This is a genomic window from Chryseobacterium oryzae (assembly GCF_022811665.1).
Classification (GTDB): Bacteria; Bacteroidota; Bacteroidia; order Flavobacteriales; family Weeksellaceae; genus Chryseobacterium; species Chryseobacterium oryzae.
In genome coordinates, this window is record NZ_CP094529.1 from 88803 (window position 1) to 107230 (window position 18428).

Genomic DNA, 18428 nt, shown 5'->3' on the forward strand with positions numbered 1-18428 from the left:
AGAATTTTTGTATTTTAGAGACAACTATGAAACTTAAAGAAATCTTTCATTACACGTTTGTTTTTCCGATTATTTCGGTTATTTATTATTTCGCAGGATTATTAGGAACAGGAGCTATTTTTGATTTGATTGGCGGTGTATTATTAACAGGAAGTGTGCTTTCTGCCGTACATCATGCCGAAGTGGTTGCCCATAAAGTTGGAGAACCTTACGGAACAATAATTTTGGCACTCTGTATTACCATTATAGAGGTTGCTCTTATTATTTCTCTTATGGTTGCGGGCGGAGAACAGGCAATTACCTTGGCAAGAGATACTGTATTTGCCGCAGTAATGATTATTCTGAACGGAATTTTAGGAATATGTGTATTAATAGGTGGCGTAAAATATTTTGAGCAGTTTTTTGCTAGAACATCTGCAACTACTTATCTAGTGTGTATTGTTTCTATTTTAGTTATAACATTGGTTCTTCCCAATTTTACATCGAGTGTAAATGGTCCTTTTTATAATAATGCCCAACTGGTATTTGTTTCTATTGCCTGTCTTGTAATTTATGGAGTTTTCCTAATGGTTCAGACTGTTAGACACAGAAGTTACTTTGTGGCATCAGATAGCAATACTCAAGAATATTATATTCCAACAAAAAACCAGGCAATTTTAAGTTTTTTCTTTTTGGTAATTTGCTTAATCATTGTAGTTCTCATGGCGAAAGGTCTTTCTAAAACCATTGAAGATCTTGTACAAAGTATTGGTGCTCCAAAATCCTTAGTGGGAGTAATTATTGCAGGAGTTGTACTGCTTCCGGAAAGTTTAGCGGCAATTCGGGCAGCAAGAAACAATCAGTTTCAGTCGAGTTTAAATCTTGCATTGGGTTCTGCTTTAGCAAGTATAGGACTTAGTATTCCGGCAATTTCTGCGGTAAGTATTATGTTCGATATTCCTCTGGTATTAGGTTTAGACAAAAAAGATATTATTTTGCTTACTTTGTCTGTATTTATTGTAATGCTTTCTCTAAGCCGTGGTAAAACCAATATACTTTACGGAACGGTTTTACTGGTAAATCTGGCGGCATACATTTTTACAGTCGTAGTCCCTTAAAAATTGTCTAAAACCTAAATTTTTAAATTTTTCTTGCCATTCCCATTTTGTAGGACATCAATTTGGCGATATTCTCAGATTTGGTTATTGCCATTGAAGCATTTTCTCCTTCAAAATTTTCTGAAATTGTTTCCTTCCAAAGGCTTAGCCATCTGTCGAAATGCTTTTTCTCCATTGCAGTACTCTCATTAATGGGAAAATGTATAGCCATAGGGTTTCCTTTGTAGCTCATTTGTCCGAAAAGAATGCTTTCCCAAAAAGAATACATTTTGGGAAGGTGGAGATCCCAATTTACTTTTACTACTTCTTTAAAGAAGAAACCGATAACTTCATCTTTAACCACTTTGGAATAAAAGGAATTTACCAGCAGTTCTATATCTTCTCTTGATTCTAAATTTTTCATTTCAGTTTTAAAAATATTTCCAAATTTAAGGTGAAATTAATATAATTATTAATGAAAGATAAGATTGTGGTATTGATAAGATTCATAAAAACAATATTTTATCTTTGCATTTCGAAATAAAAAGAAAGTATTGAATTTAGACTTTTATAAAACTCAGGCTCTGCAAAAACAGAAAGAGCATAAAAAATTTTTAGACGGACTTAAAAAGAAGCCCCCCAAAAATCTGGACTATATCGTACAGGAAACCCATGATGAGGTTTTTGAAGAGATTGATTGCCTTCAATGTGCGAACTGCTGTAAAACTACGGGACCTCTATATACAGAGAAAGATATCGAAAGAATATCGAAACATTTGAGAATGAAGCAAGCCGATTTTGAGACTAAATTTCTCAGAACTGATGAGGATAATGATAAGGTTTTGCAAAATCTTCCATGTTTTTTTCTGAATGACGATAATACCTGTTCTATTTACGAAGTGCGTCCCAAAGCCTGTCGCGAATATCCTCACACAGACCGAAAGAAAATTTACCAGATTAATCACCTCATGATTAAAAATACGGTTATCTGTCCCGCCGCATTTGAATTTGTGGAAAAGATGATGAAGAATATTAATGCTAAATAAAATCATAAAAAACCGCAGAATTTCTGCGGTTATGCTTACTGATAAATAAAAACCATCGTCTGTACCAAATCTGGATGAAGACTTTTGGCAACAGGGCAATCATGGGCTGTTTCTTCAATGAAAGCTTTTTCCTCTTTAGAATATTGGTCAGAAAACACAAAATTACATACGATTTCTGTTATCCTTCGGGGGTTTGCAGCCATTATTTTCTGAAGATTACAATAGGCTCCTTCAATATTAATTCCTTTATCTTTTCCTAAAATAGCAATAGTTGTAAGAGCACATTCGGCTAAAGAAGTTGCACAAAGGTCGGTGGGAGAAAATTTTTCACCTTTTCCGTGATTATCCGTAGGTGCATCGCTTTCTATAATTGTTCCGGATTGTAAATGTTCTGCAGAACATCTTAAATCTCCTATGTAGGTTATTTTTGAAGTCATTTTTTTTAAAATTTAATGATTTTTGAGAATAATTTTTAGAATTCTTGTTTGTTGAATATCAACTTTCACTGAGTAATATTACAAAAACTATTCTCTTTTTTAAAAATGAAAAATATCTTTTGCTTTATTATATGAGCTTTCAAAATTCAGTAAATTAAGCTTATGATTTACCTTCTCTACACTCATAAAATTAATTACCTGTTCTGTTGGCATATTTCCTACTAAATCATCTTTTGCCATTGGACAGCCGCCTATTCCCTTTATGGCAGAATCGAATCTTCTGCAACCTTTGTCGTAGGCAGCTTTTAATTTAGAATAAGAATCTTCGTATCTGTTATGGAAATGGGCTCCAAAATCTATTTCTGGATATTTAGAAGGAATTTTTTCGAATAATAAACTTATTTTTTCTGGTGTTGCTACTCCGGTAGTATCCGAGAGTAAAATATTTTTAATTCCGATCTCCGAAAATCTCTGAGCCCAAAAATCCACATCTTCCCATTTCCACATTTCTCCGTAAGGATTTCCAAATGCCATGGAGAAATAGAGATTAAATTCTCTGTTTTCGGATTTTGTGAGTTCAAGAATTTTTACAATATCATCAAAAGCTTCTTCCTGATTTTTGTTGGTATTGCGATGCTGAAAGGTTTCAGAAATAGAAAAAGGAAATCCTAAAATATCTACAGACTGATGCTTCAAAGCCTTTTCTGCACCTCTGTAATTGCCAATAATAGCAGAAACTTTGGTGTTAGATAAAGACTTGTCTATATTTTCGGCAACTTCGGCAGAATCTGCCATTTGCGGGATGGCTTTCGGAGATACAAAACTCACACAATCGAGCACATCAAAACCCACTTCCATCAGCGAGTTGATGTAATCTATTTTTTTACTGGTGGGTATAAATTCGTCCCAACCCTGCATGGCGTCTCTCGGACATTCGGTAAGAAACATTTTACTTTTGATTTTCTCAAATATAATAAAACTAAACTATTTAAATCGGAATAGAGATTGTTAATTCATTTAATTGATTGTCAGTGTTTTATTTTGCATTCATAAAATCAATGAAATTTATTGGATAACAATAATCTGTTCGGACATTGAGAATTGCTAACTTTGTTAAAATTTAAAAATCAAAAATGAGTACAATAGAATTCAACTCAATGTGGAGAGAAAAACTGCTGAACCGTTTTATCAGCTATGTAAAAATATATTCAACAAGCGATGCGGAAAGCGAAACAACCCCTTCTACCAAAAGACAATGGGATATTGCCAATTATATTACAGAAGAATTGAAAAAAATCGGTCTGGAAGATGTTTCTATTGATGAGCATGGATATATTATGGGATATGTTCCTTCAAATTTGGAGAATGATAATCTACCGACCATCGGATTTATTTCCCATTACGATACTTCACCGGATTTCAGTGGTGAAGATGTAAAACCTCAGATTTGGGAAAACTATCAGGGTGAAGATTTGGTTTTAAATAAAGAAACAAATTTCACTTTATCTCCTTCAAGATTCGAAAGTTTAAAGAAATATGTTGGTCAGACTTTAATTACGACTGATGGAAATACCCTTTTAGGAGCCGACGATAAAGCTGGTTGTGCAGAAATTGTTACGGCGGCAGAATATCTTATTGCTCACCCGGAAATTAAACATGGAAGAATTGCTGTAGGATTCACTCCAGACGAGGAAATTGGGAGAGGAGCACACAAATTTGATGTAGCAAAATTTGGAGCAGAATTCGCTTATACAATGGACGGTGGAGAGGTAGGAGAACTGGAATATGAAAATTTTAATGCAGCCGGAGCGGTAGTTAAAATTCACGGGTTGAGTGTTCACCCAGGTTATGCTTACGGAAAAATGATTAATGCCGCTTTATTGGCATCTGAATTTGCACAAATGCTTCCTGCCAACGAAACTCCTTCTACTACGAAAGGTTTTGAAGGTTTTTATCATTTAATGGATATTAATGCAGATATTTCTGAAGCAAAACTTCAATACATTATCCGTGATCACGATGAAGAGAAATTCGAAGCCAGAAAGAAATTTATGGAAGAGAAAATTGCCGATTTTAATAAAAAGCATGGAGAAGGAACTGCCGAAATCGAGATTAAAGAGCAATACCGCAATATGAAGCAACAATTTGAAGGTAAAATGCACATCGTAGATCTGGCTGCAAAAGCAATGAAGGAAGCGGGAATTGAGCCTAAAATTAAAGCAATTAGAGGTGGAACAGATGGAGCACAATTATCTTACATGGGATTGCCTTGTCCGAATATTTTTGCGGGCGGAATCAATTTCCATGGGCCTTACGAATATGTAGCTTTGGAAAGTATGATGAAAGCAACTGAAGTGATTGTGAATATTGTGAAAAAAGATATTTTCTAAGAAATCAAGCTATCGGATTATAAAAAAGTCCGTTTTCACAATTTGTGAAAACGGACTTTTTAATTTAAGTCGAAAATTTTATTATTCGTCAGATTTCTCTTCTGTTGTAGGAACAAGAGGAGATTGATCTTTTACTTCTTCTTCTAATTCTTCATCTTCTTCATCCATTGCTGCTGCACCACCTTTCATTGCATTTCTAGACATCTTAACAGCTACAACAACTGCATTATCTGGGTGCATGAAAGAATATCCTTCTGCTTTAATGCTTCCTACATAAAGTTTGTTACCAATTCTTAATGGAGTAACATCTACAACGATTTCGTCTGGCAAATTAGCAGGAATCGCTTTTACTTTTAATTTTCTGAAAGACTGACGAAGAACACCACCAGCCACAACACCTTTAGAACGACCTGTAATTCTAACAGGAACTTCCATAACAACAGGTTTGTCTTCAGCTAACTGATAGAAGTCTGCGTGAAGAATTTTGTCTGTAATTGGGTGAAACTGAATATCCTGAAGAACAGCCGGAATAGTTTGTCCGTCAACCTCAATAGATACCGTGTGTGCTTCAGGAGTGTATACCAAACCTTTGAAAGATTTCTCTGTAGCAGAGAAGTTCAAAGGAGCTTCACCTCCGTAAACAACACAAGGAACTAATTCAGCATCACGTAAAGCTTTTGTAGACTTTTTGCCCACGCTTTCTCTTTTTGTACCTTGAATTGTAATAGATTTCATTTATAAAAAATTTAAAAAATTGTTTTTAATTTTAATTGCAAATGTTTGGTTATTAATTAAATAACAAACTTACTGCTGATAGATTGATGCTCGTGCACCATCTTCATAACATCTGCAAATAATGGGGCGCAAGATAGCACTTTTATTTTAGATGACAAAGATGTTTTTACAGGAATTGAGTCAGTTACAATAACTTCCAATAATTTTGAGTTCTCTATATTCTCATAAGCTTTTCCCGAAAGTACACCATGTGTAGCCATTGCTCTCACAGATTTTGCTCCTTTTTCCATTAAAATATCTGCAGCTTTACAAAGTGTACCGGCAGTATCTATCATGTCGTCGATAAGAATAACGTTTTTACCTTCAACATCTCCAATAAGGAACATTTCTTCAACTACATTTGCCTTTTTTCTCTCCTTATAAGCAATTACAACATCGGCTCCTAGGTGACCGGCATAATTTTTTGCTCTTTTCGCGCCTCCCATATCTGGAGATGCAATGGTAAGATTCTCCATTTTAAGATCTCTAATATAATCTACGAAAATGGTAGAAGCATAAAGGTGATCCACAGGGATCTCGAAGAACCCCTGAATTTGATCTGCATGGAGATCCATTGTCATAATTCTTGTTGCTCCGGCAGCTGTTAAAAGATTAGCAACCAGTTTTGCACCGATAGGAGCTCTTGGTTTATCTTTTCTGTCTTGTCTTGCCAAACCAAAATAAGGAAGTACTACAGTAATGCTTTTTGCAGATGCTCTTTTTGCAGCGTCAATCATGAGAAGTAGCTCCAAAAGATTGTCTGCCGGCGGAAATGTAGATCCTATAAGAAATACTCTTCCTCCTCTTACGGATTCGTCCAAAACAGGCTCGAATTCTCCGTCGCTAAATTCCTGAATGATGATTTTTCCTAACTCTTTCCCATAATACTGGGCGATTTTTTCTGCAAGATCCTTGCTCGTTCTTGTTGAAAACAGATAACTTTGTTGATCAGCCATTTTTACTTTTTAAAAGATTTTGCAAATTTAACAAAAAACCACAAGAATTAATCCTGTGGTTTCTAAGTTTTTATTTTTATTAATTTTTATGGGAAGGTAATCCCAGAATATTTGTTAGGATCTACTTGTGGAAGGGTAGATTTGTATTTAGCATTAATTGCTTTAATAAACTCGTTTGCTATAATGGCATACCCTCTTCCGGTTAAATGAACTCCATCTAAAGAGAAAGCTCCGCCTGTTACAAATTTAGCACTGTATCTTACTCCATCCCACACAATACCAGATTGTCCTCCAAGTTCATTCATCTTCGTATTTGCATCAACATAAGCAAGTCCTTTAGAAGCTGCAATATCTTTAAGGGCATCATTGTAAGCCTTTGTAGCAGTTATAACTTTTAAAGTTTCTTTTTGTGTAAGTACATATTTGTCTGCTAAAGGAACTGCAGTTCCTGCGCTCATTCCTTGAGGATTGCATGTCGCATCGAAAGGTTTGATAAGATTTGCAGCAGGTAATATGATGAAATCTTCGCTTGTTGTCTGTCTGTAAGATTTAAGTGCCGGATTCAATCCTGTTAAGTCTTTCAGATCTTTGTCTAAAATTACGGCACCGTTGGCAACGCTTCCTGCGGTAAATTTAATTACTCTGCTTTGATATTCTGCATCTGAAATTACCCCCATAGATTTCAACTGTAGAATTCCTGCATTGTAAGGAGCATAAGCTGTGTTCAGTTGGCTCGCTTGTGAATCAGTAAGGTTAGAAATTGGCTTACTAGGAACTGTAGTGAAAAAAGGAATTGATGTTACATTCGGAATATTTGCTAATACACCTTTAGCACCATTTGCAGTAAGTGCTGTTACGTAAGTGTTGATTACTGATTTGTAAAGGGTAGGATCTGTAATGTCATTATTGCCATAAGTTGTTACATTAGCATTACCTGTTTGGTCTACTCCTGTTCCTCCACTTGTGGCGTAAGAAAGGACATCGTTATTTCCTATCCATAATGAGAAAAATGTTGGAGCTTGAGAAACTGCGGCGTTTATCGGACTTACCCCTGTAGAAAATCTTGTATAGTAAGGGTTTAGCATTCCGTAACTGCTAAGTCCTAGATGAAATGACTTGGCTCCAGGAATTCCAAGGTTTTGGTAAGGGCCTCCAGTAGAGATATTGTCCAAAGCTGCTCCGGGTGCAGATGGTTTTGGTGCTAATGCATTATTACATCCAACACCTAAAACAATTTTGCCATAAAAATCTCCTGTCGCAGGATTGGCAAGATTAGAAAATCCTCCCGAATTGTTTGGCATCATAGGTTGTTTAAATGCACCTCCTCCTGCAAGTTTCATCTGGTTAGAGAGAATTAACGGATAAGATTCGTTCTGTCCGTCAATATACAATGCATTATCTCTAAAGCCTGAAGTAAGTGAGTTTCCAAGTGCTACATATTTCGAGAAGTTTGCTTCACCATTTGTAACAGCTATATCTTTTACATCAGTATCAAAATCTGTTTTACAACTTGTTGTAAAAAGAAGTGCGGATATAGCTAATGTTGATATTATAATTTTTTTCATATTCTTAATTAAAAACGTTATACGATAATCCAAGACCAAAATAGAATGCTTTAGCTTTAGCCTGTCCGTAGAAACCAATGTTTGGGTTTTTTACATCTCTTGCCTGTGGCATAGCATATCCTCCCGCAACATCTACACCGAATTGTTTCAGTTTAAATCCAAGACCTCCTGTTACTACATAAGTGTTGAATGATGGCGTTTCGGGGATGAAGTTTTCATCTGAATAAGGAGATTCGTCATAATATGCTCCTAAACGACCGTAAATCATATTGGAGAAAGCATATTGGGTTCCCAATCTGAAAGTTTTAGAGTTTTTGAAGTTTTTAGGAGCTACCAAAACTGTAGGATCTGCCTGATTTCCGATAGGAGCATTGGCGAAATCTAAAGTAAGTTTACTGTATCTTCCCCATCCGTGATAATTAAAATCTGCAGAAATAAGCCATTTTGAAGTGGCTTTGTATGTCATACCAATGGTGTATTCTTCTACAAGAGGGAGTGTTGCGGTAAAACTGTCTTGTCCTGCACTGTTTAGTCCCAAAAGAGCATTTACTGTGTTTTGAGAAGGAGCTTTAAAAGTTGCTGTACCATTTTTTGCTTTCATGTCTACAGGAGAACGGTAGGCAATACTCATATCAAACGAAGGGTCTGGTCTGAAGTAAAAACCAAATCCGTAACCATGTCCGCTGGCTTTATTATCATTAATATTAACAGTGCCTCCGAATTGTGTTACAGCCTTATCCCAGTCTACTTTTCCTTTAGCATAAATATAACTTGCTCCGAAAGAAAGCCAATCGGTCATTTTCACAGAAACCATAGGCTGAAAATAGAAACTTTTAAGTTCCATTTTCTGAACCAATTCTTTTCCTTCCCAATCGTTAGGATATTGCACCGTGCTCCCAAAAGGTGTGGAGAAGCTAAAACCTACTGAAATATTTTTAGCTGGTTTATACGCAATTGCCGCATAGATAGGAGTTCCAAGAGGGTTGTCGGTTTCTGCACTGCTTAAGGTGTTTAGATTTTGAAAAGTAACCTTATTGCTTGCCCCGAAACCTCCGGCTACAATACTCAATTTGGAAGGAATGAACGACATTCCCGCAGGGTTGAAGAATGCTACACTTGCATCTTCAGCATGAGCACTTGTATGAGCCATTGCCAATTGCTTTACACCTTGCAGAGAAACCCTGAAGCCTCCCGCATAAGATAAAACACCAGCCAATAAAGCGGTGGATATTAATATTTTTTTCATAGACTATATATTATATAAGTCAAATATAAAATTATTTTGAATACATCTGTTAATATTTCTTAATATTTTAAACGTAAGCATCAATTAAAACTATGTTTAAAATAGCAAATTGATTTAGTAAACTTCTAAATGCCTGATTAATAAATGATTAATTTTGATTTTTAGATTTGAATACCTTCTAGTTTAATATTAAACAATATCTGAAATTAATATTTAGTACATTTGGAAATGGTATAAAGATAAAAATCAATAAATTTGCAAGATTAAATAAATTATAATATGAGTTGTGGATGTAAAACATCCGGCGATTCTGGGCATTCATGCGGAACAAAATCTGCGAATGGCTGTGAAAATGTAAATACCTGCGGTAATAGTTATAAATTAAGTGTTTTCGACTGGCTTTCAAATATTCAAAATCCATCATCTAATAGGTATGATTTTGTTGAAGTTAGATTTAAAAATGACAGAAAATCCTTTTATAAAAATGTAAATAATATTCCTTTACATATAGGTAGCGTTGTAACAGTAGAATCTAGTCCGGGGCACGATGTGGGCGTAGTAAGTCTCACAGGCGAATTGGTGAAAATTCAGATGAAGAAAAAAAGATTTTCGGATGAAGGAGCACCCAAAATATACAGGCTTGCCAACCAAAAAGATATAGAAATTTGGCAGGAAGCCAGAAAAAAAGAAGAAAGTGTAAAAATAGAATCCCGTAAAATATCGCACAGATTGGGTCTTGAAATGAAGATTACAGATGTGGAATATCAGGGAGATGCTTCTAAAGTTACATTTTATTATACAGCAGATAGCAGGGTAGATTTCCGAATGCTTATTAAGGAGCTTGCAGGAACTTTCCGTACCAAAATTGATATGAAACAAATCGGTTTCCGACAAGAAGCCGCAAAAGTTGGAGGAATAGGATCTTGTGGAAGAGAATTATGCTGTTCTACTTGGTTAACAGACTTCAGATCAGTAAATACAAATGTAGCAAGATATCAGCAATTAAGCATCAATCCTCAGAAATTGGCGGGACAGTGCGGAAAGCTGAAATGTTGTCTGAATTACGAACTAGACAGTTACTTGGATGCATTAAGCGATTTTCCATCTTCGTCTACAACACTTGAAACTGAAAAAGGAAAGGCTTTTTGTATTAAAATTGATGTTTTCAAGAAGAAAATGTGGTTTGCGTATGTCGATAGTTCTATGGCATGGTACGATTTTGATGTAGCTTTGGTAAAAAAGCTGATTTCTCAAAATAAAAAAGGCGAAAGAACGTTACCTCTTGAAGAATTGAAACAGCCTGAATTGGCAGTTCAGACCGTGGATCTTATTCAGGAAAACAGTGTAGACCGATTCGAGAAAAAGAACCGAGGTTCCAACCGAAACAGAAATCAGAACAAACCGAACAATAGCCAGAACGGAAATAGAAAGAACCGTCCTGAATCGACGGATAAAAACGTACGTGCTGAGAAAAGTGAAAGACCGGTAAGACAAGAAAGAAGTACAAAACCGAATTCTAATTCTGCAAACACTCCAAAACCGCAGCAAAAGCAATCTCCAAAACCGGTATCGGAAAAAACAGAGGCAATAGTTGCTAACGATAGTGAGAAAAAACCTCAAAATCAGCAGCCTAAAAAGAAATTTAAAAAGAAATTTCCTCCCAAAAAAGATAATAATGCGTAAAATTTCAGGTTTTCTTCTTTTAATGAGTATTGTAGCATGTAATGCATCTGAAGATCAGGTAATGATGAATCATGTTGATAATAAATGGGATAAAAAAAATCAACAAAAATTTAATCTTGATATTTCCGATCCTGAAAATGCTAAAAATATTATATTTGTTGTAAGAAACAATAACGATTATCCTTACAGTAATATAAGATTTATCGTAAATTTTACCAATCTAAAAACCAAAAAAGCAGAGATAGATACGCTGAATTACATATTGGCAAATCCGAACGGAGAGTGGTTGGGAACGGGGTTTGGTGAAACGAAAGAAACATTATTTCAATATAAACTGAATTATAAATTTCCGGCAAAAGGGAAATATGAGATTGCAGTTTCTCAGGCAATGAGAAACGATGCACTTCCGGGAATTGAAGATTTAGGAATAAAAGTAGAAACGGCAAAAACCGTAAGTACAAATGGAACAAAATAATCAAAATACAAGCAGTACGGGAAATAAGTTCCCGCTTCCTCCTAAAAAAAATCAAAAAAATACTGCTTGGAAAAGATGGGTGAAAATCATCTGGGTAGGTTTTATTGCAGTGGTTTTAGGGATTTCGGGACTCTTTTTTGCGGTCTCGCAAGGTTTTTTGGGCGAAATGCCGGATGTGAAAGAGTTGGAAAATCCGGATATTTATGTAGCGTCTCAGATATTTTCTTCAGATGGAGTTCTGTTAGGGAAATTTGAGAAAGAAAAAACACAGCCGGTTGAGTACAAAAATCTTCCGCCTTATCTTATTTATGCTTTGCAGGCAAAAGAAGATGAACGTTTTAAAGAACACTCTGGGATAGATTTGCAGTCGGTGGTAAGAGCTGTAGTTTTCAGAGGTGGAAGAGGTGGTGGATCTACCATTACCCAACAGCTTGCAAAATTGCTTTTTACCAAAGAACCCTCCAAGAACTCTGTTAAAAGAGCGATTCAAAAGCTTAAAGAATGGGTAGTAGCAGTAAGTCTCGAAAAAAGATATACTAAAGAAGAAATCATAACTTTATATTTCAATAAGTTCGATTTTACCCACAATGCCAATGGTATTGAAATGGCATCTAAAATTTACTTCAACAAATCTGCTTCTCAGCTCACATTACCAGAAGCTGCGGTATTTGTGTCTATGTTGGAGGCTCCAAATGCCAATAATCCTCTTCGTCATAATAGTGCAAGACCAAAAGAAAGAAGAGATGTCGTTTTAAAGCAGATGCTGGAAACAGGTTATATCGACCAGCCAACGTATGAAAAAGCAGTTGCAACTCCAATTGTAACAGACTATCGTCCAATAAAAGATATTACCGATGATTATTCTGCGTACTATAAATTTTATTTGAGAAAAGAAATAGATAAATATCTTAAAGACTACGAAAAAGATACGGGTAAGAAACTTAATCTTTATAAAGATGGTTTGAAGATATATGTTACTTTAGATTCCAAAATGCAGAAGTATGCAGAAGAAGCCATTAAAGAACATTTAACAGACCTTCAAAGAAGATTCGATGCAGAACAGAGAGGAAGAAAAGACAGACCTTTTTATAAACTGAACTCCACTCAAATAAATAATTTGATGATGCAGGCTGTTAAAAGAACAGGTCGTTATAAACAAATGGTTGCAGAAAATATGCCTGAAGATTCAATCTTAATGGAATTTCATAAACCCGTTAAAATGACAAGGTTTACTTGGGCAGGAGAAGAAGAAGTAGAAATGAGCCCTTGGGATTCAATAAGATATCATAAGCAAATTGCACAGGCGGGGTTAATGTCTATGGTTCCGGGAACAGGAGAAATTAAAGCATGGGTTGGAGGAATCAATTGGCAGCATTTCCAGTATGACCACATCAAACAAGGGAAAAGACAGGTAGGATCTACTTTTAAACCATTTGTATATGCAACTGCAATCATGAAATTAGGTTTAACTCCATGTTCAACAATTTCTAATGCATCTTACAGAAAAGGAACCTGGAATGTTGTAGGTTCTGGTGGAATGTTAACACTTAAAAATGCTTTGGCTCATTCTAAAAACCCTGTTGCTGTTAGATTGGCAGAAATGGCAGGTACTCAGAGTGTTATTCAGACTGCAAGAGATTTGGGAGTTACGGAAGAAATATCTACCAGTTTACCGATGGCGCTTGGATCTTCCGATATCACAATTTATGAAATGTTGGGAGCCTACAGTACTTTTGCCAACTATGGTAATTACAACAAACCTGAAATGATTTGGCGTATAGAAGATGTAAATGGTAGAGTTATTAAAGAAGTAAATCAGGATCCCAAAGAGGTAATGAACCCTAATTATGCTTACACCATGATTGAATTGATGAAAGGTGTGGCAGAATTTGGTACAGCCTCCGGAGAATTAGGAAGAAGAGGAATATCTAAAGCTGTTGAAATTGCAGGAAAAACAGGTACTACACAAAATAATTCCGATGGTTGGTTTATGGGTATGGTACCGAAACTGGCAACCGGAGCTTGGGTAGGATGGGAAGACAGAGCTACTCACTTTTTAGGAACTGGTGAAGGGCAGGGAGCGAAAATGGCATTACCAATTTGGGCAATTTATATGAAGAAAGTATGGGCAGATAAGAGTCTTAAAATTTCTCCAGACGATAAATTTGTAAAACCAAGTGATTGGAAAGATGGCTGTAGCAATCTTCAAGGTTTAGGTGGTGGATATGGTGACGAAGGTGGTTTACAAACCATAGATGATCTCAAAAATCCTAGACCTGCAGATAATTCACCTAAAAATAACTCAGGTAAGAAAGAAGAAAACATCAATGAGAATCTCAACACAGGAGAAAATATTGATTTTAATAAGTAAACAATCTTAATAATTGTTATAAGACCTTTCAATAATTTGGAAGGTCTTTTTCTTTTTAGTTTTTAATATCTTTGATGTATGAACATCGACAAAATACAGCAACCTTTTACTGAGATTTTTCCCGGAGATTTTTCAGGAAATACCATGCAGAGAAACACTCCGAAAGTTCTTTTTTCTTTGGTGAAACCTGTTGGGTTTGAAAATACAACACTTATTCATTTTAATGAAGAACTGTCCGAAGAAATAGGACTTGGAAAATTTGAGGATCAAGATATTCCGTTTTTAACAGCTTCAGATTTACCACAAAATATTAAAACTTATGCAACTGCCTATGCGGGACATCAATTTGGGAATTGGGCAGGACAACTTGGAGACGGGCGTGCAATTTTTGCAGGAGAAATTATTAATGATTTCGGGCAGAAAACAGAAATCCAATGGAAAGGAGCAGGAGCCACACCATACTCACGTCATGCAGATGGAAGAGCGGTTTTAAGATCTTCAGTTAGAGAATATTTAATGAGTGAAGCCATGTTTCATCTGGGAGTTCCTACAACAAGAGCTTTAAGTCTCGCTTTGAGTGGAGAAAACGTGGTTCGAGATATGATGTACAATGGTAATCCAGAGTCGGAAAAAGGTGCAGTAGTCATCAGAACCGCAGAAAGTTTTCTCCGATTTGGTCATTTTGAATTAATTTCTGCACAAAAAGAATACGATACGCTTCGAAATTTGGCAGATTTTGCTATAGCCAATTATTTTAAGGATATAAAATCTGAAGGAGTTGAAAAATACAAAGATTTTTTTGCTCAAATATGTAAAAGAACAGCAGATTTAGTAGTAGAATGGTATAGGGTGGGGTTTGTACACGGTGTTATGAATACCGATAATATGTCAGTTCTTGGGTTAACCATAGATTATGGTCCATATTCTATGATGGATGAATATGATTTGAATTTTACTCCCAATACAACAGATTTGCCCGGCAGAAGATATGCTTTCGGAAAACAGGGACAGATTTCGCAATGGAATTTGTGGCAGTTAGCTAACTCTTTATTTCCTTTAATAAAAGATGAAAAATTTTTAGAAGAAACATTAAATCAGTACGGAAATTACTTTTGGGAAGCGCATGATACAATGTTATGCAAAAAATTTGGGTTTGATGAACTGGAAAAAAATGATGAAGAATTTTTCAGCAATTGGCAAGGGCTTATGCATGAATTGCAATTCGATTACACATTGTTTTTCCATGAAATTGAAAAGATGCGTAACGAAAAAGATGTTGATTTCGAAGCTGTGAGTTATGGATCTTTAGATCAAAATAAAAAAGACAAGCTTAATCATTTCCTTGAAAGTTATCAAAATAGACTGTTGGACAATACTTTCTCAAGAGAAGATTCTTTAGAAATTATGAAAAAAAATAATCCGAAATTTATTCTTCGAAATTATATTCTCTTCGAATGTATTGAAGAAATTAATGAAGGAAAGAAAGAATTGTTTGAAAAACTAATTTCAGCACTAAAAAACCCGTATAAAGAAATTTATCCTGAATTTTCCATCAAAAGACCCTCAAAGTATGATGATGTTTCAGGATGTTCTATGCTTTCATGCAGTTCTTAGAATAATTTTGCTTAAAATTTAAAAATAATTCATACATATAACGGTTTAATTATTAATTTTAAACAAAATTAAATCTTATGAAAAGAACTTTACTTTCTGCTTTTGTATTAATATTTTCTACATCAGCATTTGCTCAGTATTGGGGCACACAGAATTCCGGATTCAGTACGGCATCCAGAGGAATTTCAGGATTAGAAGTTTTCGATTCTAATGTTGTTTGGGCTTTTGCTTATGATGGAGGATCTACGAATCCACCGAATGTTCAGGAGTTTACTAAAACGTCTAATGGTGGTACTACTTGGACTGCGGGTAGTATTAATGTTGGAAACCCTGCACTTACCATTACAAATATCTCTGGAGTAAGTGCCACTACAGCATGGGTTGGTGCATTATTGTCTACTTCAAGCGATGGTATAGGAGCTGTTTATAAAACAACAAATGGCGGAGTAACTTGGACGGCTCAACAACCTTTTTCAACAGCTGGAGAATCTTTTTTGAATTTTGTACATGCTTTTGATGCTAATAATGTAATTGCCGGAGGAGATCCTGAAAATGGAGAATTTGAACTTTATACTTCTTCTAATGGAGGAACTTCTTGGACTAGAGTTGCTTCAGCAAACATTCCAAACCCGCAAGGCTCGGAATACGGATACAATGCGGGATATTATGCCGTAGGAAATAATATATTCTTTTATACTAATCAGGGTAGAGTTTATAAGTCTACCGATAAAGGTTTAACATGGAATGTAGCATTTACAGGATCTTCTTATGGATTAACAGATTTTGGAGGATCTAGCGTAAATGGTGATATGGCTTGGAGTGATGCTAACAGAGGTATTGTGATGAAGAAAACATTTACAGGAACAGGAAGCTCTGCTACACCAACTGGATTGGAAATTTACAGAACTACTGATGGTGGAACTACTTGGTCTTCAGTAACCTTTACGGGTATTAATGCTTCAAATAAAATAAATGACATAACATATATTCCAGGAACAAATTTTTTGGTTGCAACAAGTACATCGGGAGGATCGTGGAAGAGTTTAGATAATGGTACAACTTGGGCATCTCTTGATACCGGTGTGCAACATTTGGCTGTAAGATGTTCCGATGTGAATACATGTTTCTCAGGAGGTTTCAATACTTCTTCTACCGCGGGCGGAATGTTTAAGTCGACACAAAACCTCGGTGTTGCAGATGTTAAAAAAACTAAAAATTCTATAAATGCTTATCCTAATCCAACAAAAGATTTTGTTAGTATTAAAACAGATAAAAAAATAGTATCTTCTTCATTATTAGATTTTTCAGGAAAAGTAGTTTCTAAAGGAGATTTCTCTGGTAAAGCAGATTTAAGGTCTTTAGAAAAAGGTATTTACCTTCTTAAAGTAGAGTTTGTAGATGGTACTTCCGCAATAGAAAAAATTATTAAAGAATAATCTTATCATTTAAAACAAATAAACCCACTGCTAAGGTGGGTTTTTTATTTTATTTTTGCAAAAACTTCTCTTGTGTCATTTAAATCTAAACTGATTTCTTTTTTTAAAATTGTTTTTCCTTCAACTTTAGCAGAATTGCTATTGTTTGCTTTTTTTGTAACTATGTATGGTATTTTGGGTACTTATCTTGCTCAGCATTACAGAATAATCTTTGATGCAAGAATTCCTTGGGATGCTTACTTTAGTTTCGACAATAAAGCTATTGTAATGACCGGCGGAAGTTTTGAAAGACATCCTCTTTCTTACTATTTCTTTAACTGGGTTAGAGAATTGGCATTTTGGGTTTCCAACGGTAAAACAGGTGTGGGTTTCAGGCTTACATTAGCTTGGCTGAGTAATCTTACCATCAGCTTAAGTCTTATTCAAATTTTTAAATACCTAAAAAATATTGTAGAAATTCCGCTTTGGTTAAGTCTGTTAATTGTCTTGTTTTTCAGTGTGTTTTCCACAAATATTCTATTATCCTTTACTCCGGAAACTTATACGTATACATTTTTCCTTTTAATACTCTATAATTATTATACAGCTATTCAGATTAAAAAAAATAAAAAAATAGCTGGTTCTGCTATGGTTTTAGCTGGAGTTTCGATTGGCGGACTTACGGTAACCAATATTGTAAAAGTTTTTATCCCAGTTTTATTTGAGAAAGATATATTTAAAAGCTGGAAAAAATTCGGTAATGCAGTGATAAGAGTGGTAACTACAATTGTTGTTTTCGTTTTGCTGTATTTGTATCGAATAGATTTTAAGTATCAGAATATTCTTTCCAAATCTGGTGAGCAATATGAGAAATTTTCTAATGTGAAGTCGGTTCCGGTTTGGGATATGATTGTTTCATATTTTTTTGGAGGAAATATTTTGTTTCCTGCTTTTTTCATTCGTGAAAAACATAATATGAAGGGATTTTATTATCAGGCTTTATTCATGGATGTGTATACAACTTTTTTTCAGTATGCTTTTATAGTTATATTAATTGGGTTAGTATTATGGAGTTATGGTAAGAATTTTAAAAACAAATTGGTTCAGATTCTTATGCTTTCCTTTTTAGTAGATATTTTAATTCACTGTGTTTTGAGGTTTGGACTTCATACCTCGTATATTTATGGTGGACATTTTGTCTTTGTATTTCCTCTTTTATTGGGCTGGCTTTTCTATTCTTATAAAAACTCTCCCAAAATACTTTCTTTTTTAACCGCTGTTGTGGGAGTAATGCTTGTTTTTATTATTGAAAACAATTACATCAGAATGTATGAATTTTTCGATTTTATCAATCAATTTTACAGTTAAAAAAACCGGAAA

16 protein-coding genes are annotated in these 18428 nt (G+C 35.0%); 9 read left to right on the forward strand and 7 right to left on the reverse strand.

Features of this window, described 5'->3' with window-relative positions; translation table 11 throughout:
• Window positions 1-26: 26 nt before the first annotated feature.
• On the forward strand, window positions 27-1097 hold the full coding sequence (locus MTP08_RS00435) for a calcium:proton antiporter (protein ID WP_243576583.1): 1071 nt from the start codon (window positions 27-29) through the stop codon (window positions 1095-1097).
• A 22-nt stretch (window positions 1098-1119) separates the two neighbouring features.
• Here the strand turns inward: MTP08_RS00435 and MTP08_RS00440 are convergent, their stop codons facing one another.
• Complete coding sequence (locus tag MTP08_RS00440) at window positions 1120-1500, reverse strand: group III truncated hemoglobin (RefSeq protein ID WP_243576584.1); 381 nt, start codon at window positions 1498-1500, stop codon at window positions 1120-1122.
• A 130-nt stretch (window positions 1501-1630) separates the two neighbouring features.
• On the opposite strand from MTP08_RS00440, the gene MTP08_RS00445 reads away from it, so the two are divergent.
• Window positions 1631-2122, forward strand: coding sequence for a YkgJ family cysteine cluster protein (locus MTP08_RS00445; protein ID WP_243576586.1), 492 nt, complete (start codon window positions 1631-1633; stop codon window positions 2120-2122).
• A gap of 35 nt (window positions 2123-2157) precedes the next feature.
• Here MTP08_RS00445 and MTP08_RS00450 read toward each other — a convergent pair whose 3' ends face one another.
• A complete protein-coding gene (locus MTP08_RS00450) occupies window positions 2158-2559 on the reverse strand; it encodes an OsmC family protein (protein ID WP_243576587.1) in 402 nt (133 codons plus the stop codon).
• Window positions 2560-2658: 99 nt separating this feature from the next.
• Window positions 2659-3507, reverse strand: coding sequence for a hydroxymethylglutaryl-CoA lyase (locus tag MTP08_RS00455; RefSeq protein ID WP_243576589.1), 849 nt, complete (start codon window positions 3505-3507; stop codon window positions 2659-2661).
• A 185-nt stretch (window positions 3508-3692) separates the two neighbouring features.
• Between MTP08_RS00455 and pepT the strand changes: the two genes are divergently transcribed.
• Window positions 3693-4949, forward strand: a complete 1257-nt coding sequence (gene pepT / locus MTP08_RS00460; RefSeq protein ID WP_243576591.1) for a peptidase T — start codon at window positions 3693-3695, stop codon at window positions 4947-4949.
• 81 nt (window positions 4950-5030) lie between these two features.
• Here the strand turns inward: pepT and MTP08_RS00465 are convergent, their stop codons facing one another.
• From MTP08_RS00465 to MTP08_RS00480, 4 genes are all read right to left on the reverse strand, one after another.
• The gene (locus MTP08_RS00465) at window positions 5031-5684 is read right to left on the reverse strand and encodes a 50S ribosomal protein L25/general stress protein Ctc (protein WP_209389629.1); all 654 of its coding nucleotides are present in this window, start codon (window positions 5682-5684) and stop codon (window positions 5031-5033) included.
• 56 nt (window positions 5685-5740) lie between these two features.
• Window positions 5741-6679: a ribose-phosphate pyrophosphokinase gene (locus MTP08_RS00470; protein ID WP_209389628.1), complete on the reverse strand. Its 939-nt coding sequence runs from the start codon at window positions 6677-6679 to the stop codon at window positions 5741-5743.
• 86 nt (window positions 6680-6765) lie between these two features.
• Entirely contained in the window at window positions 6766-8244 is a 1479-nt protein-coding gene (locus tag MTP08_RS00475) for an SGNH/GDSL hydrolase family protein (RefSeq protein ID WP_243576593.1), read from the reverse strand.
• A 4-nt stretch (window positions 8245-8248) separates the two neighbouring features.
• On the reverse strand, window positions 8249-9490 hold the full coding sequence (locus MTP08_RS00480) for an OmpP1/FadL family transporter (protein WP_243576594.1): 1242 nt from the start codon (window positions 9488-9490) through the stop codon (window positions 8249-8251).
• A 279-nt stretch (window positions 9491-9769) separates the two neighbouring features.
• Between MTP08_RS00480 and ricT the strand changes: the two genes are divergently transcribed.
• The 6 genes from ricT to MTP08_RS00510 all read left to right on the forward strand — a co-directional run bounded on the left by ricT (window position 9770) and on the right by MTP08_RS00510 (window position 18416).
• A complete protein-coding gene (ricT, locus tag MTP08_RS00485) occupies window positions 9770-11173 on the forward strand; it encodes a PSP1 domain-containing protein (protein ID WP_243576596.1) in 1404 nt (467 codons plus the stop codon).
• On the forward strand, window positions 11166-11648 hold the full coding sequence (locus tag MTP08_RS00490; protein WP_243576597.1) for a gliding motility lipoprotein GldH: 483 nt from the start codon (window positions 11166-11168) through the stop codon (window positions 11646-11648). Before ricT ends, MTP08_RS00490 begins: the two co-directional genes overlap by 8 nt.
• Window positions 11635-14019, forward strand: coding sequence for a transglycosylase domain-containing protein (locus MTP08_RS00495; RefSeq protein ID WP_243576598.1), 2385 nt, complete (start codon window positions 11635-11637; stop codon window positions 14017-14019). The genes MTP08_RS00490 and MTP08_RS00495 overlap by 14 nt, the downstream gene beginning before the upstream one ends.
• Window positions 14020-14097: 78 nt before the next feature.
• Window positions 14098-15633, forward strand: a complete 1536-nt coding sequence (locus tag MTP08_RS00500) for a protein adenylyltransferase SelO (protein WP_243576599.1) — start codon at window positions 14098-14100, stop codon at window positions 15631-15633.
• 77 nt (window positions 15634-15710) lie between these two features.
• The gene (locus MTP08_RS00505; RefSeq protein ID WP_243576601.1) at window positions 15711-17069 is read left to right on the forward strand and encodes a T9SS type A sorting domain-containing protein; all 1359 of its coding nucleotides are present in this window, start codon (window positions 15711-15713) and stop codon (window positions 17067-17069) included.
• A 72-nt stretch (window positions 17070-17141) separates the two neighbouring features.
• Entirely contained in the window at window positions 17142-18416 is a 1275-nt protein-coding gene (locus tag MTP08_RS00510; protein WP_243576602.1) for a DUF6080 domain-containing protein, read from the forward strand.
• The last annotated feature ends 12 nt before the right edge of the window (window positions 18417-18428 follow it).